The organism is Flavobacterium terrae (assembly GCF_900142035.1).
Classification (GTDB): Bacteria; Bacteroidota; Bacteroidia; order Flavobacteriales; family Flavobacteriaceae; genus Flavobacterium; species Flavobacterium terrae.
The window spans coordinates 94,031-116,036 of sequence record NZ_FQZI01000006.1; the positions used below are offsets into that span (position 1 = coordinate 94,031).

The 22,006-nt window shown below is 31.3% G+C and carries 14 protein-coding genes; 2 read left to right on the forward strand and 12 right to left on the reverse strand.

What is annotated here, in order from left to right:
• Positions 1 to 31 precede the first annotated feature (31 nt).
• From BUC09_RS15035 to BUC09_RS13530, 8 genes are all read right to left on the reverse strand, one after another.
• The gene (locus BUC09_RS15035) at positions 32 to 148 is read right to left on the reverse strand and encodes a T9SS type A sorting domain-containing protein (protein WP_394333007.1); all 117 of its coding nucleotides are present in this window, start codon (positions 146 to 148) and stop codon (positions 32 to 34) included.
• 17 nt (positions 149 to 165) lie between these two features.
• Entirely contained in the window at positions 166 to 2,868 is a 2,703-nt protein-coding gene (locus BUC09_RS13500; RefSeq protein ID WP_073312137.1) for a DUF7619 domain-containing protein, read from the reverse strand.
• Between the two features lie 60 nt (positions 2,869 to 2,928).
• A complete protein-coding gene (locus BUC09_RS13505; RefSeq protein WP_073312138.1) occupies positions 2,929 to 5,304 on the reverse strand; it encodes a DUF7619 domain-containing protein in 2,376 nt (791 codons plus the stop codon).
• A 67-nt stretch (positions 5,305 to 5,371) separates the two neighbouring features.
• Positions 5,372 to 7,675: a DUF7619 domain-containing protein gene (locus BUC09_RS13510; RefSeq protein WP_073312139.1), complete on the reverse strand. Its 2,304-nt coding sequence runs from the start codon at positions 7,673 to 7,675 to the stop codon at positions 5,372 to 5,374.
• Positions 7,676 to 7,756: 81 nt separating this feature from the next.
• Positions 7,757 to 9,523, reverse strand: a complete 1,767-nt coding sequence (rpsA, locus tag BUC09_RS13515) for a 30S ribosomal protein S1 (RefSeq protein WP_073312175.1) — start codon at positions 9,521 to 9,523, stop codon at positions 7,757 to 7,759.
• Between the two features lie 237 nt (positions 9,524 to 9,760).
• A complete protein-coding gene (locus tag BUC09_RS13520; RefSeq protein ID WP_073312140.1) occupies positions 9,761 to 10,639 on the reverse strand; it encodes a cupin-like domain-containing protein in 879 nt (292 codons plus the stop codon).
• Positions 10,640 to 10,760: 121 nt separating this feature from the next.
• On the reverse strand, positions 10,761 to 11,378 hold the full coding sequence (locus tag BUC09_RS13525; protein ID WP_073312141.1) for a response regulator: 618 nt from the start codon (positions 11,376 to 11,378) through the stop codon (positions 10,761 to 10,763).
• Entirely contained in the window at positions 11,375 to 13,312 is a 1,938-nt protein-coding gene (locus BUC09_RS13530) for a tetratricopeptide repeat-containing sensor histidine kinase (protein WP_073312142.1), read from the reverse strand. The genes BUC09_RS13525 and BUC09_RS13530 overlap by 4 nt, the downstream gene beginning before the upstream one ends.
• Positions 13,313 to 13,676: 364 nt before the next feature.
• On the opposite strand from BUC09_RS13530, the gene BUC09_RS13535 reads away from it, so the two are divergent.
• Positions 13,677 to 15,101 carry an ETRAMP family protein gene (locus tag BUC09_RS13535; RefSeq protein ID WP_073312143.1) on the forward strand — a complete coding sequence of 475 codons (1,425 nt, stop codon included), beginning with the start codon at positions 13,677 to 13,679 and terminating at the stop codon, positions 15,099 to 15,101.
• Between the two features lie 191 nt (positions 15,102 to 15,292).
• Positions 15,293 to 16,078 carry a membrane lipoprotein lipid attachment site-containing protein gene (locus BUC09_RS13540; protein ID WP_073312144.1) on the forward strand — a complete coding sequence of 262 codons (786 nt, stop codon included), beginning with the start codon at positions 15,293 to 15,295 and terminating at the stop codon, positions 16,076 to 16,078.
• A 104-nt stretch (positions 16,079 to 16,182) separates the two neighbouring features.
• On the opposite strand, the gene BUC09_RS13545 is transcribed toward BUC09_RS13540, so the two are convergent.
• The 4 genes from BUC09_RS13545 to lon form a co-directional block, all read right to left on the reverse strand.
• Positions 16,183 to 17,436 carry a nucleoside permease gene (locus BUC09_RS13545; RefSeq protein WP_073312145.1) on the reverse strand — a complete coding sequence of 418 codons (1,254 nt, stop codon included), beginning with the start codon at positions 17,434 to 17,436 and terminating at the stop codon, positions 16,183 to 16,185.
• A 107-nt stretch (positions 17,437 to 17,543) separates the two neighbouring features.
• The gene (gene cmk / locus BUC09_RS13550; RefSeq protein WP_073312146.1) at positions 17,544 to 18,227 is read right to left on the reverse strand and encodes a (d)CMP kinase; all 684 of its coding nucleotides are present in this window, start codon (positions 18,225 to 18,227) and stop codon (positions 17,544 to 17,546) included.
• Between the two features lie 138 nt (positions 18,228 to 18,365).
• Positions 18,366 to 19,382, reverse strand: coding sequence for a type IX secretion system protein PorQ (porQ, locus tag BUC09_RS13555; protein WP_073312147.1), 1,017 nt, complete (start codon positions 19,380 to 19,382; stop codon positions 18,366 to 18,368).
• Between the two features lie 87 nt (positions 19,383 to 19,469).
• Positions 19,470 to 21,920: an endopeptidase La gene (lon, locus tag BUC09_RS13560; protein WP_073312148.1), complete on the reverse strand. Its 2,451-nt coding sequence runs from the start codon at positions 21,918 to 21,920 to the stop codon at positions 19,470 to 19,472.
• Positions 21,921 to 22,006 lie beyond the last annotated feature (86 nt).

A 22,006-nucleotide genomic window follows, 5' to 3' on the forward strand; every position in this document is an offset into this window, starting at 1 on the left:
AAGCCTCACAGAAATGTGAGGCTTTTTTTGTTTATTGTTTTATAAACTTCGTATTTGAGGTTCCTTTATCAGAATTAATCTTAATGAAATAATTACCAGGTGCTAAACCAAACACATCAACAACTTTTACATTTTGAGCATTTGGCACAACTAAAACCAATTGCCCTAACGTATTGTAAAATTGATTGAACTAATTTGAATAGTATCTTTAGCATCTATATTTAAAGTAGTACTTACTGGATTAGGATATACTTTAAAATAAGTAGAAAATTCAAAATCCTGACGGCTTAAGGCTTGAATTGTTGTAGTAGCAGTATTAGTCACGATTGGGAAATTGTAATCAAAATAAATACTTGCTGAATTACTGAATGTATCTCCGTTAGTTAAAGTTGGTTTTGTTTTAATTTTAAAAGACACATAACCATCGTTATTAGCATCATCAAAAGGAAGATTAATATTTTCAAAAATCAACTCGACTTTATTTCCAGCAGAAATATTAGTCACAAAAGAATGACTTCCTTTAATTGGAACTAATGAACTAACATCAAACTTATTAGTATCAATCATATCTTTAACCACAATGTTTTGAGCATTAGCAGTACCATTATTTTCAAAACGAATCACATAATGCACATAACCTCCAACTTTACTTGGTGGAATTGTAGCTCCTTCTAAACAGGTTTTATCATTAGGATCATAAGAGTTCACAACCGTTTGATTAAGCACAAAAGTATTATCATTTGGTAAATCATCTGTTGCTGGTGAAGTAATTGTCACTGTATAGTTTAAAACATCTCCTCCATTTACTGCTGGAATTTCCATAGGAGAATTAACATTCAATGTAAAAGCTATTTCTCTAGACTCAAAAGGTGCTAAATTCGTAAAATTCCAAGATAAATTATTTACTGATTGAATTGTAACAACTGGACTTGCTGAAACAAAATCTAAAACCGCATCATTAAAAACTAAATTAACCGATCCCGACTGAGTAGTATTCCCTTTGTTTTTATAAATCAATTTATATGTTGCATCAAAACCAGGTCTAGCTGCGTTAATTGGCAAAATAGAAACTTCTAAATCTGGATGTACACCATTTGCAGTAATACAGAAATTTTGTGTAAATGGACTTGTTTGAGTAGGGAAAGTAACATCTACAGTAGATGGAGAAACATTAAAATAAGAAGGGTTTTCCAATACTGGTGTTATACTGTAAGTTCCAGATTGTACATCATAATAATAACCACCAGTTTCATCACAAACCAGATTTACTGTATTTATACCGTTTTCAATCTGCAATTTCAAATTAGGGTATTGCTGATCAGCTGCGCTACATCCGTTATTATTTTCATCATACCTGTTATTTCCTCTAAACGTATAAAAAGTTCCCCCAGGTGAAAATGTACAATAGGAATTGACATTACAATTTGCATATCCGTATTCTGTTATTTTATTTTGGACTTGTATAATCTGTTCTTCATCAGCACAAATAAAATTCAAGTTTGGGTTCCCCGAGAAAAATAATTCAGATTCATTATTGCCGTTTTTAATAAATAAAGACGTTAACTCATTATTTTCACAATAAAAATATGTAAGATTTGTTTCATTACTCAGATCTAGTGTTGTTAACTGATTACCCGAACAACGCAAATCCCAAATATCATTATTTGCAAAATCCAAGGTAGTTATATCATTATCAGCACACCACAGAGAGGATAAATTTGTTAGTCCGTCAAGGTTTAATGAAGTTAATTGGTTAAAACGACAATCCAAACTTTGAAGACTTGTTAAACCTATTAAATTTATCGATTCTAACTGATTTAAATAACAATTAATTTGATTGATCTGCGTCAGTGAATTTATATCCAACGTAGTCAACTGATTGTTTGAACAATCTAGTTGAATCAAATTACTTAGGCTGTTTACATTTAAAAAAGATAACTGATTATTATTACATTGCAGAAATCTTAAAGCCGGTAATGCGCTTAAATTTAATGAAGTAATTTGGTTATAATAACAATAAATCCCATCAAGATTATTCAGACCACTTATGTCCAATGATATTAATTGACCATAACAGCAGGTGAATGATTTAAGATTTATTAACCCATTCAAATTAAGAGTCGCAAATAAATTATTGCTTGCATTAATTTCTAAAAGGTTAATTAAACCCGACATATCTAATGTCGTGAGATGGTTAAATTGTGCATGCAATTTTTTAAGATTAACAGCACCGTTAAGATTTAATGACGTTAATAGATTACTACCACAATTCATAGTTTCAAGAGCAGTCAAATTACTTACATTTAATGATGTCAATTGATTTAATTCACAATCAATGTTTTTAAGATTCAATAATCCTGTAACATCTAAAGATATCAATTCATTTCTACCACATTGAAGATCAGTTAACTGAGAAAATTCAGTCAAATCTAAAGAAGTTAAATGATTGTCATAACAATGTAAATTTTTCAAATTTGTTAACCCATTCAAATTCAAAAACGTTATTTGGTTGTCACAACAATATACATCAGTTAATAATGTCAAACCTGTTAAATCTAACATTTCAATATGATTTGCACAACAGCTCAAATATTTAATATTGGTAAAATATGACAATCCAGTCATTGAACCCACATACGAGCCATATACATTAAGGTAGCTTACATTTAAGGCCTCACTAGCCTGTATTTCTTGATCGTTATTAGCATCAATCTTGAAATAATTTCCAGTTAAATCCTTGGCAATTGTATTTGTAGAACTTGCTTCTAGTAATTTTTGTTTAAAATAAGAATCCGGAAAGTTAATAATCTGTGCATTTGCTATTCCTACAAAGCACAATGCAATGAGCAGTAAGTAGAGTTTCTTCATTTAGGAATTTTAAAAAGTAAATATAACAAAAAAAGCCTCACATTACTGTGAGACTTTTTTTTATTGTTTTATGAACTTCGTGTTTGAGGTTCCTTTATCAGAATTAATCTTGATGAAATAATTCCCTGAACTCAAATTTGAAACATCAACCATTTTTAAGTTTTGAGCATTTGGCACTACCAAAACCAATTGCCCTAACGTATTGTAAATATTGATTGAACTAATTTGAATACTATCTTTAGTTTCGATATTTAAAGTAGAACTTACAGGATTAGGAAATAATTTAAAGTAATTAGAAAACTCAAAATCCTGACGGCTTAAGGCTTGAATTGTTGTTGTAGCAGTATTAGTAACAATTGGAAAATTGTAATCAAAATAAATACTTGCTGAATTACTGAATGTATCTCCGTTAGTTAAAGTTGGTTTTGTTTTAATTTTAAAAGACACATAACCATCGTTATTAGCATCATCAAAAGGAAGATTAATATTTTCAAAAATCAACTCGACTTTATTTCCAGCAGAAATATTAGTCACAAAAGAATGACTTCCTTTAATTGGAACTAATGAATTAATATCAAATTTATTTGTATCAATCATATCTTTTACCACAATATTTTGAGCATTTGCAGTACCATTATTTTCAAATCGTATCATATAATGAACATAGTCCCCTACTTTGCTTGGCGGTATTGTTGCGCCTTCTAAACACGTTTTGTCATTAGGATCATAAGAGTTTACAACCATTTGATTAAACACAAAAGTATTATCATTTGGCATATCATCTGTTGCTGCCGAAGTAATTGTAGCTGTATAGTTTAAAACATCTCCATTATTAACAGCAGGTGTTTCCATTGGAGAGTTAACATTCAAAGTAAAAGTAATTTCTCTGGTTTCAAATGGCAATAAATTGGTAAAATTCCAAGTCAAATTATTAACCGTTTGAGTTGTTACAACTGGATTCGCAGAGACAAAATCTAAAACAGCATCATTAAAAACTACATTTACGGTTCCTGACTGAGTCGTATTTCCTTTGTTTTTGTAAACAAACTTATATATTGCATCAAATCCAGGACGAGCAGCATTAATTGGTAAAATAGAAACTTCTAAATCAGGGTGCACACCATTGGCAGTAATACAAAAATTTTGGGTAAACGGACTAGCCTGTATCGGAAAATTCACATTAACCGAAGGAGGAGCAACAAAAAAATATCCAGGATTTTCTAAATAAGGGGTTATATTATGTGATCCATCATGCAAAGGTATCGCATAATTTCCGGAAGCATTAACAATAAAACTTCCAGCATCTACTCCTCCCGTTATTGTAAATCTTAAATACGGAAACTGAAAATCGCTCGCATCACAACCATTGTTCTGAGTATCAACCCTGCTTGTGCCTTGAACTGTATAAAATACTCCGCCAGGTTCCATTGAGCAATACGAATTCGCCGTACAGTTAGTATAACCGTACTGATTTATTAAGCTTTGAATCTGGTACACATAGTATTCATCCTGACATACATAATGCAAGTTTGGACAATTAGAAAAAACAACAGTATCATCGGGAAGTGTCCCGTTTTTAAGTATTAACGATTCCAAAAAGGGATTGTTCTGACAATTCAACTGATTTATTTTACGTATAGAACTTAAATCTAAAGTTGTCAGTCTATTATCCGAACAGTTAAGATACAAGTAACCAGCTATAGTCGACACTTGGCTTAAATCAAGAGCCGCAAGCAGATTATTCCGACAATCAATACTACTAAGATTCCCTAAACCCATTGTATTTAAAGTCGTTAACTGATTATTGAAACAACCTAAATAATTAAGATTAGACAAGTTACTAGGATTAAGACTTGTCAGTTGATTACTAAAGCAAGACAAATGAGTAAGACTAACCAAACTAGAAACATCCAAAGAAGTAAGGAGGCAGTTGCTTGTACTAAGTGATGTTAAATTAATCAACCCATTCACATTCAAAGAAGCGAGGCTAGGATTATTGGAACAATTCAAAGTTTGTAAATTAACTAATGCCGAAACATCTAAAGCAGCCATCGCCGTATTAGTACAACTTAATTTTTTTAATGCTGTTAAGGAATTAAAATTAAATCCGGTAAAAGCAGGACTGTAACTGCAGTACAATTCCTGAAGATTGGTAAAATTTTCAATTCCCGTAAGATTGGCGATTAAAGAAGGAGTGCCAGCAGAGTCTCCTCCAATACTCAATTTCTTGACCAACAATGCTTCCGCTACTTCAATTTCTCCGTCATTATTGACATCAATCTTAAACCCTGCATCACTGAAATTTACTGCAATTAAATTTCCAGTACCAGACATCATTAGCTTGGATTTTAAATTCGCATCTGGAAAATTAATTATTTGTGCTTTAACACCTGTAAAAAGGCATAAAGCCAATACTAAAAAGTAGATTTTTTTCATTAAGGAAAATTTAGTGGTGCAAAAGTAACAAAAAAAAGCCTCACATTTCTGTGAGGCTTTTGCTTATTTATTGCTTTATAAACTTCGTATTTGAGGTTCCTTTATCAGAATTAATTTTTATGAAATAATTTCCTAAAGTCAAATTAGAAACATCAACAGTTTTTACATCTTGAGCATTTGGCACAACTAAAACCAATTGCCCTAACGTATTGTAAATATTGATTGAACTAATTTGAATAGTATCTTTAGCATCTATATTTAAAGTAGTACTTACTGGATTAGGATATACTTTAAAATAAGTAGAAAACTCAAAATCCTGACGGCTTAATGCTTGTATAGTAGTTGTAGCAGTATTCGTTACAATTGGAAAATTATAATCAAAATAAATACTTGCTGAATTACTGAATGTATCACCGTTAGTTAATGTTGGTTTCGTTTTAATTTTAAAAGCTACATAACCATCATTATTAGCATCATCAAAAGGAAGATTGATGTTCTCAAAAATAAACTCGACTTTATTTCCTGCAGAAATATTAGTTACAAACGAATGACTTCCTTTAATTGGAACTAATGAATTAATATCAAATTTATTTGTATCAATCATATCTTTAACCACAATGTTTTGAGCATTAGCAGTACCATTATTTTCAAAGCGAATCATATAATGAACATAGTCTCCTACTTTGCTTGGCGGTATTGTTGCGCCTTCTAAACATGTTTTGTCATTAGGATCATAAGAGTTTACAACCGTTTGATTAAGCACAAAAGTATTATCATTTGGTAAATCATCTGTTTCTGGTGAAGTAATTGTCACTGTATAGTTTAAAACATCTCCTTCATTAACTGCTGGTGTTTCCATAGGTGAATTAACGTTCAAAGTGAAAGTAATTTCTCTGGTTTCAAAAGGCAATAAATTGGTAAAATTCCAAGATAGATTATTTACTGTTTGACTTGTTACTACTGGGTTAGCAACAACAAAATCTAATACGGCATCATTAAAAACTACATTTACAGTTCCAAATTGTGTTGTGTTACCTTTGTTTTTGTAGACCAATTTATATGTAGCATCAAAACCTGGACGAGCAGGACTTAATGGCAAAATAGTTACTTCTAAATCAGGGTGAACTCCGTTAGCAGTTACACAAAAATTTTGAGTAAATGGACTAGTTTGTGTTGGGAAAGTGACGTTAACTGTCGATGGAGTAATGCTAAAATAATTTGGATTTTCTAAAATAGGGTTAATTGCATGAGTTCCTGCCTGAACTGGAATAGAATAATTCCCTGAAACATTAGCAATAAAACTTTCAATAATGCTTCCATTAGTGATATTGAACTTTAGATTCGATAATGCAACATCAGAAGCATCACAGCCGTTATTATTTTCATCAAATTTACTATTTCCTTGAATGTTGTAAAATAGTCCTCCAGGCGTAAACGAACAATAGGAATTTACAACAATATTATTAAAACCATTGTTATTAAGATAGTTAGAAAGGTCTTCAATTTGATCCTCAGCAACACAAATATATTCTAAAATCGAAGTTGGTGTAAAAGACAAACTACCATTTGGTTTTTTGTAAATAATTGATTTTAAATTGGGATTATCGCCACAAAACAATATTCCGATATTGTTTTGATCTGGAATTTCTATAGATGTTAATAAATTATTACTACAATCTAATTCATCCAAATAAACATTTGATAAATTAAGAGTTGTTAAAGAATTTGATTGACACCAAAGAGTTAAAGCTATTCCAAGTTGACTTCCTAAATTTGACAAGTCCAAAGATGTTAGATTATTATTTTGACAATACAAATGAGTTAACTCTTGTAAGTTATTTAGAGTTAAACTTTCTAATTGATTATTCGAACAATATAATTCCGACAATCTAGGCAAACTAGAAAGAGCTAAACTTGTTAATTGATTATTAGAACAAGTAAAATTAACCAATTGAGGTAAATTTGAAACTGTCAAGCTTATTAATTGATTATTTCCATAAAAATTCATTCCTAATAAATTAGGATTATTAGCAACTATTACACTAGTAAGATTATTATTATTATTACACTCTATTGAAGATAAATTTTGAAAACCAGATAGATTTATTGAATTAATCGGATTGTTATTACATATAAAATTATCAAGATTCAAAAAATAATTCAACCCTGTCAAATCTGAAATATATGAAGAACTTATATCTAAACTATAAGTATTAAATGCCTCTTCTTGACTAATTTCCCCATCAGAATCTGTATCATGACCTAAAGCAATCAATTTTGCTTTAAAATTTGGATCGGGAAAGTTAATAATTTGAGCATTAGCACTTGCAAAAAGGCATAAAGCCAATACTAAAAAGTAGATTTTTTTCATTAAGGAAAATTTAGTGGTGCAAAAGTAACAAAAAAAGCCTCACAATAATGTGAGGCTTTTGCTTATTCAGTCAAGAAAGAATTATTTTCCTCCTTTTTCCATTTTAGCTTTTAATTCAGCTAATGCATCAATATCACCTAAAGTAGATGCTGGTGCATTGTTGCTTGAAGATGTAGTTTCAACAGATGATTTCACATTTTTCTCTTCTTCTTCACGGAAGATAGCTGTGTGAGATGCCACTACTCTTTTGAATTCTTTGTTGAATTCAATTACTTTGAAATCAGCAGCTTCACCTTTTTTCAATTTTTTACCATCTTCTTTTTCTAAGTGACGAGTTGGGATAAAAGCAACTACATCATCTCCGAAATCTACAGTAGCTCCTTTGTCAACGATTTCAGCAATAACACCGTTATGGATAGTTCCTACAGCGAATGCATCTTCGTGTTTGTCCCAAGGATTAGCTGTAGTTTGTTTGTGACCTAAAGATAATTTACGTCCGTCAACATCTAATTCTAATACTACTACATCTAATTTCTCACCAACATTGATGAATTCAGATGGATGTTTGATTTTCTTAGTCCAAGATAAGTCAGAAATGTAAACTAAACCATCGATACCTTCTTCTAATTCTACGAAAATACCAAAGTTTGTAAAGTTTCTAACTGTACCAGTGTGCTTAGAACCTACTGGATATTTAGACGTAATGTCTGTCCATGGATCTTGAGTCATTTGTTTGATACCTAAAGACATTTTTCTTTCTTCTCTATCAAGAGTTAAGATAACTGCTTCAACTGTATCTCCAATTTTCACGAAATCTTGAGCCGAACGTAAGTGTGTAGACCAAGACATTTCAGAAACGTGGATTAAACCTTCTACTCCTTCAGCAACTTCGATGAAAGCACCGTAATCAGCTAAAACAACTACTTTACCTTTAACTTTGTCACCAACTTTTAAGTTAGCATCTAAAGCATCCCAAGGGTGAGCGTTTAATTGTTTTAAACCTAATTGGATTCTTGTTTTCTCATCATCGAAATCAAGGATTACAACGTTTAATTTTTGATCTAATTCAAGAACTTCAGATGGGTGATTGATTCTTGACCAAGATAAGTCAGTGATGTGGATTAATCCGTCTACACCTCCTAAGTCGATGAATACACCGTAAGAAGTAATGTTTTTAACAACACCTTCTAATACTTGTCCTTTTTCTAATTGACCAATGATTTCTTTTTTCTGTACTTCAATATCAGCTTCGATAAGCGCTTTGTGAGAAACAACAACGTTTTTGAATTCGTGGTTGATTTTAACAACTTTGAATTCCATCATTTTGTTCACATATTGATCGTAGTCACGGATAGGTTTAACGTCAATTTGAGATCCAGGTAAGAAAGCCTCGATTCCAAATACATCAACGATCATACCACCTTTAGTACGACACTTAACGAAACCATTAACGATTTCTCCAGATTCGTTTGCAGCGATTACTCTATCCCAAGCTTTGATAGTACGAGCTTTACGGTGAGATAATACTAATTGACCTGTTTTGTCCTCACGAACGTCGATTAATACTTCTACTTTGTCTCCTACTTTTAAGTTTGGATTGTAACGGAACTCATTTAAAGAAATTACACCTTCAGATTTAGCGTTGATGTCAACGATAGCATCTCTTTCAGTGATTCTAACTACAACTCCTTCTACAACTTCTTCGTGGTCAGTTGAAATGAAAGTTTTAGCAACTAATTCTTCAAATTCTCTTAAGTTTTTTTCATCAACAGCATCAATTCCTTCAGCATAGTTATGCCAGTTAAAAGTTGATAAAAAATCCTCTTGTGTTTTGTTTAATTCAGACATGTCTGATAAATAATTTGTATTCTGCATTTTCTTGAGTTTCTAAAAGTGATAGAAAACAACAGAAGTGTTTTACATAAATGATTGATACCTAAGGGAAACTCTACTCACCAAAAGGTGTGCAAAAGTAGTAATAAATATTTAATTACCAAAGATTTTATTTACAAGCTTTTAGCAATCTGAAGTAGTTTTTAAAAATAGATTTACTCATATTCATTTTCAAACTAACAAATTACAAAACTAAGCACTTTGTTTTAAGTGTCGTTTTAGTTTTTTATTTGTCTTTTTATAAGCCCATTGCTGCTTAAAATCGACCCATTTTTGTTTTAAAATCTTACGCATTATTTTATCACTATACCTCATCACAAATACATGGTATAGCATATTTGTAAACTGTAAAGGTTTTGTAGGTAAAGCTCTTAATGATAATGAGAATCCAGCTTCTAAATATCTATTAAAATGCCAAAAAGCACCTGGTATATATAAAGCATCTCCATGCTCCATAAAAATCTCATAACCTTGAGCGTATTTTAAAGCTGGGAATTTTTCATAATCTGGATTTTCATAATCGACATCATAAATGGTATGAACCGAAAGGGGTACTTTATATAAAAAGGAAGATTGATTTTGATCAAATAATAAAATCCTTTTTTTTCCTTCAAAATGCACATGTAGAAAATCACCCAAATCAACATCATAATGCATTAAAACCTTAGCTTCACTCCCACCAAAAAACAATGTAGGCAATCGCTTAAAAAACTTCATTCCTAAATCTGGATAAGTAAAATTATTAAGCAATTCAGGCATTTTATCAGTTATTATATAGAAAAATATACGTAAATCTGAAGGTTTCGATTTTATCAAATCTATATAATCTCTGAATTTCATTTTTTGTACGGGTGTATCTGTACTTTTATTAGCATCAGCAGGTTTGCTATCATACAAAGGAACTTCTTGCTCATTTGCTTTTTGTTTAATGTAGTCTAAATTCCACTTTTCATATTCAGACCATTGCTTTGCAAAACCCTTAATCAGTAAAGGTTTTTGAGGTTTAAAATATTTTGAAACGAATTCTTCTTTCGAAATACTATCAACAATATCTGCACTTCTTAATCTCATATAATTTAAAGCTTTAAAAACATTAACTTATAAAAAGGTTTTATAGTATTCTCAAAAATAAAAAAAATGCCCTTTGAATTTTAAAGGGCATTTTTTTATTAATAAATTTCTAATTGCAAATTCACAGAAAAGATTTATTCTCTACAGCAGTTTTCACTAGAGAAGCAACATTTTTTGCACCAAATTTAGCAAGCAAACTTTTACGATGTGTATTTGCTGTAGGAAGGCTTATAAAGAGCTTTTCGGCTATTTCAGGATTTGTAAAGCCTTCACAAATTAAACCAAGAACTTCTTTTTCGCGCTTAGTTATAATTGGAACCAAATTCTCTGTATTTTGAAGTGACTCCTCTGCCTCAAAACAAAGATATTCTTCGTCAGCCATTACTGCTTCTATGGCATCCAAAAGCTCTTCTTTTGAAGCATTTTTTAAGAGATATCCTGAAGCACCACTTTTCATAATATCCTGAATAATTGATTGTTGATTATAAGTGCTCAATCCGAGAATTTTAATTTTAGGATATAATTTCACTACTTTTTTACATAAGTCAATTCCGCTTTCATCTGGTAAACTTATATCCATAAAAATTACATTAGGTTGATATTTTTCTAAAAACTCTAAACATGAAGAGGCATTTACAGCATGTCCCAGCCAATTAATATTTTCCTCGTCCTGTAAAATAGATCGGATACCTTCTATAACCATAAAATGGTCGTCAACAATAAAAACATTTGTACTCATACTATTGGAATTTCTATTAGCACTGACGTTCCTTTTCCAATTTCAGAATTCAAGTCAATTTTCCCTTTTACTAATTGAACTCTATTTTGAATATTTTTCCAACCAATACCTTCTGCATTTAACAATTTATTTTTATCAAATCCTTCTCCATTGTCTTCTACTGTAATTTGAAGTATTTTTTCTTCTTCAGAAAAATGTGCCTGCACCAAAAGATCTTTTGCTTTAGAATACTTAAGAGAATTATTAACAAGTTCTTGAATGATTCTATAACAAGCAATCGAAATCTCTTGTGAAAACTGATGTTGTTCCATATCGATTGATTGATAACTTGCTTTTAAAGTAGTAGAACGATTGAGTTCTGAACAAAGTTCTCTTAAAGCGCTATCCAAACCATACTTCATTAAGTTTTCTGGTAACATATTGTGAGCAACACGGCGCATTTCACGAATACTGTTGTCAAGTTGATCGATACTTCTTTCAAATGCCATAGCATTGTCAGGAGTCATAATAAGATTTTCTTTCATAGCATTAAATGAGAATTTCACTCCGCTTAACATCCCACCAAGTCCATCATGCAAATCTTTTGCAAGTCTTGAACGTTCCTGTTCTTCTCCACGAAGAACAGCTTCTGTTGCGGTAAGTTGTTTTTCGGTTTCGAGTTCGTTAATTTTTTGTTGTTGAATGGTTTGCCCTCTTTTTAAATTACGATAAACTAAAAAGGCAATAAGCAAAATTGCCAAAACAGTTCCTGCAAATACGTAATTTAATAAGCGACGATTTTTTAACTTGGCTTCTTGCTCTTTTATTTGCAAATCTTTTTTTGCAGCTTGATATTTGGTATCGAGATCCTGTAATTGCTTTTGTAAATCATTAGAACTAACACTATCATTTAATTGATTATATTTTTCTAAATAATTATACGCTAATTCATAGTTTTTATTTTTTTTATTAAGCTGAGCCAATTCAGGATAAATTAATAACAAATGACTTTTCATATCATTTTTTAATGCCAAATCTTCTGCAATTTTCAAATTTTGTAATGCATTTTGATACTCACCACTATCCTTTTGATATATTGACAAAAAAGTCAAGGCGTTAATTTTGTAAAAATCATTGCCTGTTTCAGTATAATAACTTAATGACTTTTTTATCAAATCAATCGCTTCTTTATACTTCTTTTCTGAGTATAAAACTCTTGATAAATAATAATCTAAATTTGCTAAATTAGGTAAGCTTTTTAATTTGGTTGCAACCTCTTTCCCTTTAAGTATATACGGTTTTGCTGTTTTAAATTGACTTTTTTCCAAATAATCAGAACCAATATTTTCATAAGCCTTTGAAATTGTTGCGCTATCCTTAGCTACAATAGCCTGTGACAACGCCTTTTTAGAATACTCGATTGCCTTATCAAGGTTTTTTGAATTTGAAAAACAAACACTAATCATTAAGTTTATTTTTCTCTCAAAATCATATTCTTTATTTTTATTAAAAAGCTGAATTCCTTTTTGAAAATATTGTAATGCTTTTTGAAATTCTGCATTACTCATAAAAGCATTGCCTAAGTTTACAGTAAATTTTGCTTCATTATGCTTATCATTATACTTTTTTGCATTTTCTACTGAAATCTTCATCAGCTTTATAAGCTCATCATATTTACCTTGATACAAATAAACATTACCTTGATTTGAAGCATAATCAAAAACACCTTCTTTATATTTTATTTCTTTGCTTATTTCATAAGCCTTTTTATAATATGCTGTTGCAGAATCATAGCTTATTGCAAACCAATAATTTCCCAACTCGTTTAGCGCATTAACCTTCTCTTTTTTTGTCTTTGATTTAGAAATATTGGCTTGAAGTTCATCTAAAGTAACATCCTGTGAATATCCAATAAATACGTTTGCTAATAAAAATAACAGTATTAGTTTTTTCATGATTACATTTTACTTTTTACTGCTTTATAAACAGTTTTATTTTTAGAAATCAATAATATCCTCCAATTAAATTATCCAATAACTAAAAATACTACAACATCATAATGATTATAAGTTTTCAATTGAAATAATTTCAAACAAATGTAAAGATTTAATCATTTTCAAAATATCATTCAAAAGCATGATATTTTAAAAACTATAAAAATATCATCTTTTTGGATGATTGATTTGAGTTTGTTTTCTAATCAAATTTGCCAAAGAGAAATTAAAAACAATCAATAAAAAATGAACTAATTACAAATTCATCAATTGACTGACAATAAAAACTCTCTTAAAAATATTAGATAACTAAAAATAAACTATTATGAAAACTACTAAAATTTTATTCTTTTTTGCGCTTCTACTTTCTATATGTAGTTGCAGTAACGATGATTCACCAAATGACGTGACCAATCCAACTATTACAACAGACAATCCTGTTACTTATACAGACAATCCATATGCTACTCTTGGTGGAAAAATAAACGATGCTGGAAACCAAAACATTACTGAAACCGGAGTTTGTTTAGCACTAACTGCAAATCCGATTGCCGTTAATGACAATAATAATACCAGTATCGCTATTACAGCAACGAACAATGCATTTTCAGATACATTTGACTTTGCGGGATTTGAAGGGCAATTAATACATGTCCGCGCCTATGCCAAAATTAATGGTTCTCTTATATACGGTGAGGACAAAACTTTTATTCCTTTAGAGGCAAATAATCCTAACTCATGCAATACAGTAATAGTAAATACAGATATTACAACAGCTACTACTTGGACAACTGGGAACGTGTATATGGTAGAAAACTGGATTGATGTTGATGCTCCTCTAGTAATACAACCTGGTGTAATTATAAAATTCAAAAATGGTAATGCTGGCCTAGAAGTATTTGCAAAAATAACAGCAAATGCTTCAGAGACTAATCCTATTATTTTTACCTCTTATAAAGATGATAGCTATTGTGGGGATTCTAATGGAGATGGCGCTGCTTCTACTCCTGCAAAAGGCGACTGGGGAAGATTAACAATGAGAGGAGATCAACACGGATCAATTTTTAGATATTGCAAATTCTTATGGGGTGGTGCATCAAATGGTGGAGTAATTGTAGTGAACACAGGAACCGGAAACATTCATGATTTTACTTTTGATCATTGTACTTTTGCCCATACTGCTGGTACAAATACTTATTATACAGCTGCATTCAATGGAGGACAAATGTATGATGAAAGCATAAGCGTAGTAACAAACAATATCTTTTACGATAATGCTATACCTATTTACATTCAAGCTAAATATTCTTTAAACCCTAACAATGTTTACCACAATCCAGACAATGCAGCTGAAATCAACAAATACAACGGAATATTTGTTTATGGAGGGGGTTTGGGAGGAAGATCTGTTGTATACGGTGAGACAGAAGTCCCTTATGTGTTCAATGTAGGAGGAAATGCAACACTTAGCGTTGGTAGCTCTGATTTTCTAAAAATAGACTCTAACGTAATCTTAAAATTTGGACAAACATCGGCCTCACTTGATTTAGGTGATTATTCAAACAATGCAAATATAAGTGGAACAGCAGTATTTACATCATATCGAGATGACACTCGTGGCGGAGATACTAATGGAGATGGTTCAACTTCATCACCTGCAACAGGAGATTGGAATGGATATGGATATTGGACAACAGGTCATGGTAGCTATGTATGGGTTCAAAACAATGTATTTTATGATTCACATTAAACATTTATTTACAAAGGACAGTTTATTCACAACTGTCCTTTACTTTTTGAATAAGAACAAAATGAGTGTTTCAAAATTATCTGGTTTTGTTTTATAAGGTAATCAATGATGTATATCTGAACGTAGCCACAGAGTTTCTTCAGAAGAAAAAATAATACTTCGGTTTAACAATCACCATTAAATTTTAAAAAATGAAAAAAATAATTTCAATTCTAACAGTAACAGTTTTACTAACTGCTTGTAGTAAAAGTGATGATGAAGTGGTAACACCAAAACAAGTAAAAACATACCTGAAATCGGAAGCAATAGATGTTTTTAATGGCACAACAACTTTCACTCTAAGTTCTAACTATACTTACAATAGTCAAAATCAAATTATCGGCATTGAAGAAACTAGTAGTGATACCTATTATAGCTCAAACAAAAGTTATACAAATTTTGTATACAACAGTAAGGGAAAATTAGAAAGCTATCAATTACAATATACAGTGAATGGTACAATTTACAATTATAAAAACACTTATATTTATTCGCCTGAAGGCGTTGTACAGGAAATAACCACAACTAATTTGGCTACTAATACAATTACCCAACGCAATACTTATGAGTACACTACAAATGGGCTTATATTTAGATATGTTCAAGCTTCGGGTAATGTAGGGCAAACCAATATATACACTTACAATGGAGATAATATTTCTCAAATAGAATACAAAAATCAATCAGGAACTACTGTGCAAATTCAAAATTTTAATGGATATGATAACAAGCCCAACCCATTTCAATTAAGATGGGCATCGGTACCAGATAAACTTAGAAGTATCAATAATTGCAGCTCAGAAGTAAGAACTAATTCAAGCACTGGAGCAGTAACCACAACTCAGTATAACTACGAATATAATGCTGATGGATACCCTACTAAGCGAATTGATATTTCAAGTGGTAGGACTGCTACTTGGACATATGAAAAAAGATAATGAGAATATAAAAAAATATAAAGTAATGATATTAAGTTCGTTTTATTTATTTGAGTTATTTAAACAAAAAGCCCTTTCTAATAGAAAGGGCTTTTTAATTATTTTTAATGAGCTATGTTCTCTACATCTTTTGGATTGTGCTTATGCTTAAACAAAACTGCAAATGCAATCGCTATAATTAATGCATAAACGGCAAATGAAAACCAGATTCCATGCCAATCTCTATTTCCATCAACTGTATAATATCGATCAATCAAAATACCACTAATTCTTCCTCCAAAATAAGCTCCAAAACCATTTGTCATCATCATAAATAAACCTTGAGCAGAAGAACGCATTTTTGAATTTGTAGTTGTTTCAACAAATAAAGAACCTGATATATTAAAGAAATCGAATGCCATTCCGTAAACAACACAAGAAAGAATAATCATCCATAAACCTCCAGCAGGGTCACCGTAAGCAAACAATCCAAAACGTAATACCCATGCTAACATAGAGATTAACATCACTTGCTTGATTCCAAAACGCTTTAAAAAGAAAGGAATCGCTAAAATGAATAATGTCTCTGATATTTGAGAAATAGACATAATAATTGTAGAATACCTTACTACAAATGAATCAGCATATTGTGGGATTTTTTCAAATTCTGATAAATAAGTATCACCATACATATTTGTTAACTGTAAAGCTCCCCCTAAAAACATAGAGAAAATGAAGAATAAAGCCATTTTATATGTACCAAATAATTTGAAAGCATCTAATCCTAATTTTTTAGTTAAAGAAGCATCTTCATCAATTAAGTTTTGTGGTTTACATTGTGGTAATGTAAATGAATATACACCTAATACAAAAGCTGCAAATGCAGAGATATAAAACATGTTAACAGAAGCTTTATTACCTGTTAAATTAGTAATCCACATAGCTACAATGAAGCCAACTGTTCCCCAAACACGAATAGGAGGAAAAACTTTGATTACATCATAATCACTATTTTTAAGAATCGTATACGCAACTGAATTTGATAATGAAATTGTTGGCATATAGCACATCATGGCACCAAAAATAACCCAATAAAAAGTCGAAGGGTCTTCAACTTGAGGAAGATAAGCTATAAATAATCCACCTATAATATGCAAGATTCCGTATAACCTTTCAGCATTTAACCATTTATCAGCAACAATACCTGTAATAGCAGGCATGATAATAGAAGATATTCCAAGTGTAGAAAAGATGGCCCCAAATTCTGCTCCGCTCCATTGTTTTGTACCGAACCAATAGTTTCCTACTGTAATTAACCAAGCTCCCCACACAAAGAATTGTAAAAAGCTCATGAGTGTTAATCTAAATTTAATATTCATAATTTTGTTTTGGTTTTTGTTTGATTTAAAAAAGCCGGTAAATCTATAAAAAAAATAGTTTTTACAACGTTTTCGAAACGAATTTTATCCAGCTTTTTTCAAAATTATTACAATTTAGCTTCGACTAATTGCAGTACTTTTTGAAATTGAGCTTCTCTTGTTAACTCCGAATTATCTATTTCTACAGCATCATCGGCCTTAACCAATGGAGAATCTTCTCTGTGAGTATCTATGTAATCTCTTTGTAGCACATTTTCTAAAACTCTGTCATAAGAGACTAATTGACCTTTTTCTGAAAGTTCATCAAAACGACGTTGAGCACGAACATCAGGACTGGCATTCATGAATATTTTTAATTCGGCATCAGGGAAAACAACTGTACCTATATCTCTTCCATCCATCACAACACCTTTATCTTTGCCCATTTGTTGCTGTTGCTTTACCAGCATAGCGCGAACTTCAGATACTTCGGCTACTTGACTCACAAAATTTGAAACTTCTAAAGTTCGTATTTGCTTTTCAACATTTATATCATTTAAATACATCTCAGCAAAACCCAATTGTGAATTAAACTGAAATTTTAAATTAATCTCGGGGAGTCTTTTTATGAGTTGCTCTTTATCGAATTCGAAAGCATCAATTAAATTATTTTGCATTGCAAACAAAGTAACTGCTCTATACATTGCACCAGTATCTACATAAACATATCCTAATTTTTTTGCGACTTGTTTTGCTAATGTACTTTTACCTGTCGAAGAAAAACCATCGATAGCTATCGTTATTTTTTTCATTTGTTTAAAAAATGCCTAAAGTTTGTGTCTAGCCCCGATGGAAACGATATCCTTTTTGTTGACTGAGGTTCTCGAAGGCAACAAAAAGATTTAGTGAGCAGCGGGAATTACAAATGTACTATTATTCCTATTGATTGGCTACAAATTAATCATTAAACCAAATTGACTTGTATTTGATGCAGATGTGTATCGTGAATACGAATAATCAAATCTGAATTTATTGAAACGAATTCCAAATCCAGCAGATATACCAGAAAAGGTTCTTTGATCAAGAATTTTAAGTTCGGCGGCTCTTCTGAAATTGTAACTTAATCTGATATTAATAGCTTTTTGTGGAAGAACTTCAACACCAAAAATTACATGACGAAATGCATTTGCCAGGAATCCTACTTTTTCTTCTTGTACTCCTCCATCGATAGTTTGTTCGCTTCGGGCTGGGTTAGCAAAAGCCACTTTCCATTTTTGAAGATTTTCAAGAGTTAAGTGCCAACGCACAGGAACGTTTTCGAGTTCTTGTGAAATACCTGCAATGACTTCAAATGGTAATTTTTCTTTTTCACCATTATAAGTCGTGATTTGTGTACCAAAATTACGAATCACCAATCCGTAATTTATATCGTTTTTATCATCTACATAAATTGCTCCTAAATCTACTGCAGCTCCAAAGGATTGATAACTTTCTAATGTTGACGATATAAATTTAGCATTGGCTCCTAAATATAAATTTGTCCAGGGAACATTATATGCATAACCCAAAGATAACGCAACTTCACCCCCAGTAAATGTTCCAGTAGCATCTCCAAACTCATTACGACCATCAAATTTACCGTAATTAATATATGTTACACCTGCATGAAAAGTATTTACATGCTTGTCATGTGTATAGGCATAAGATGCGGTTCCGTAGTTAACATCTCCTAAATAATTTGAATAATTTAAAGCTAACCTTCCGTTCATTTCTTCGTTTATTGAAGCTGGATTAAACAAAGGCTGGTTAACATCATAGTCGTAAGTTGTTATGGTTTTGCCTCCTAAAGCTGCTTGTCTGGGTGAAGATATTAGATTTAGAAACTGATAGACATTCTCTCCTCCAACTTGTGAAAAAGCTGGACAAGCCAATAAAATTAGTAAGAGAACGGTTAATTTGTTTTGCATGAATGTAGCCTGTTATAGTATATATAACGCATGGCGAATATATTTATTTTTTATAAAAAAACGGCTAAAAAAATTAGCCGTTTTAAATTATAAGGTTTTTGCGAACTTTACTTTGTCTTTAGTTATTGCTAGTTCTAAGACTTCTTGCATATCATTTACAAAATGAAAAGTAAGACCTTGAACATACTCCTTCTTGATTTCTTCAATATCTTTTCTGTTCTCTGCAGAAAGGATAATTTCTTTAATCTTAGCTCTTTTTGCAGCCAATATTTTCTCTTTTATTCCTCCAACAGGTAGTACTCGTCCACGAAGCGTAATTTCGCCAGTCATAGCCAAATTCTTTTTCACTTTTCTTTGAGTTAATAAAGATACGAGTGAAGTAAGCATTGCAATACCCGCACTTGGTCCATCTTTAGGAGTTGCTCCTTCTGGTATGTGAACGTGAATGTTGTATTTAGTAAATATTTCAGTATTAATTCCTAGCTTACTAGCATTAGCCTTAACATACTCCATAGCAATAGTAATTGATTCTTTCATTACTGTACCCATATTTCCCGTAAAAGTCAATGTTCCTTTTCCTTCAGAAATAATAGATTCTATGAATAAAATATCTCCTCCTACACTAGTCCATGCTAATCCTGTTACGACTCCAGCGGTATCATTATTTTCGTATTTGTCGCGTTCTAATTTTGCTGGCCCAAGAACGTTTACAATATCTTCATCTGTAACTTTTACATTATACTCTTCTTCTAATGCAATAGATTTTGCAGTATTGCGAACAACTTGAGCTATTTTTTTCTCTAAACCACGAACACCTGATTCTCTTGTGTATCCTTCAACAATTTTCTCAATTTGTTTTTTTCCAATTACTACTTGAGTATTATCTAATCCGTGTTCTTTTATTTGCTTAGGAACTAAATGTTGCTTTGCAATTTCAATTTTTTCTTCAATTGTGTAACCTGTCATAGTTATAATCTCCATACGATCACGTAGAGCAGGCTGAACATTAGCAATATTGTTTGACGTGGCAATAAACATTACTTTAGACAAATCAAATCCCATTTCTAGGAAGTTATCGTAAAATTCCTTGTTTTGTTCTGGATCTAATACCTCTAATAATGCAGATGATGGATCACCATGATTACTAACAGATAATTTATCTATTTCATCTAAAATGAAAACTGGGTTTGAAGTACCTGCTTTTTTAAGACTTTGAATGATTCGTCCTGGCATTGCACCAATGTACGTTTTTCTGTGTCCTCTTATTTCTGCTTCGTCTCTCAAACCTCCCAAAGACATACGAACATATTCTCTACCCAATGCTTCAGCAACTGATTTACCAATGGAAGTTTTACCAACTCCCGGAGGGCCAGTTAAACATAAAATAGGCGATTTCATATCGTTACGAAGCTTAAGCACCGCTAAATGCTCAATAATTCTTTTCTTAACATCATCAAGACCAAAATGATCTCTATCTAATATTTTTTGAGCTCTTTTTAGATCGAAATTATCTTTTGAAAATTTATTCCAAGGCAATTCTAGAAACAATTCTAAATAATTTCTTTGTATTCCAAAATCTGGTGAATTTGGGTTAGTGCGTTGCAATTTAGAAATCTCTTTATCGAAATGTTTTCTGGTCTTTGCATCCCAGTCCATATCGTTAGCTTTGCTTTTCATTTCTTCAATCTCAGCTTCATGAGAAACACCTCCCAATTCTTCTTGGATGGTTTTCATTTGCTGTTGCAAGAAATATTCGCGTTGTTGTTGATCTAAATCAAATCGCACTTTAGACTGAATATCGTTTTTTAACTCCAATTTTTGAAGTTCAATATTCATATGCTTCAACGTATTTAAAGCTCTATCTTTTAATTTATTTACTTCTAAAAGTTCCTGTTTTTCAACAACTGTCAAATTCATATTAGAAGAAACAAAATTGACTAGAAAAGAATTACTTTCAATATTTTTTATTGCAAAAGTAGCTTCCGTTGGAATGTTAGGACTTTCCTTAATAATCTGTATTGCTAATTCTCTAACCGAATCGATTATAGCTTGAAATTCCTTATCCTTATCTTTTGGTCGTTCCTCTGCAACTTCTTTTATAGATGCTTTTAAATAGGGTTCTGTTGCTGTTATCTTATCAATCTCAAATCGTTTTTTCCCCTGAAGTATTACAGTTACATTTCCATCAGGCATTTTTAAAATTCTAAGAATTCGCGCTACTGTCCCTACCTTATTGATCTGAGATTCATTAGGATCTTCGTCTTCTTCATTTTTTTGAGAAACTACTCCAATAATTTTATCTGATGCATTAGCATCATTCAATAATTTGATAGATTTATCTCTACCAGCAGTAATTGGAATAACTACACCAGGAAATAAAACTGTATTTCGTAATGGAAGTATAGGTAAATCTGAAGGAAGCTCTTCATTATTCATTTCCTCCTCGTCTTCAGGAGTTAATAAAGGAATTAAATCTGCTTCGGCATCAATTTCTTGAAGTGACAAACTGTCAAGTGTTATAATTTTTTGTTGAGACATATATTTTTTAAGTCATTTTGTCATTAAACAAAGAAAGTCTTAATGCAAAGTTATCACATTAAAAACAATCATTTAACTGAAAATCA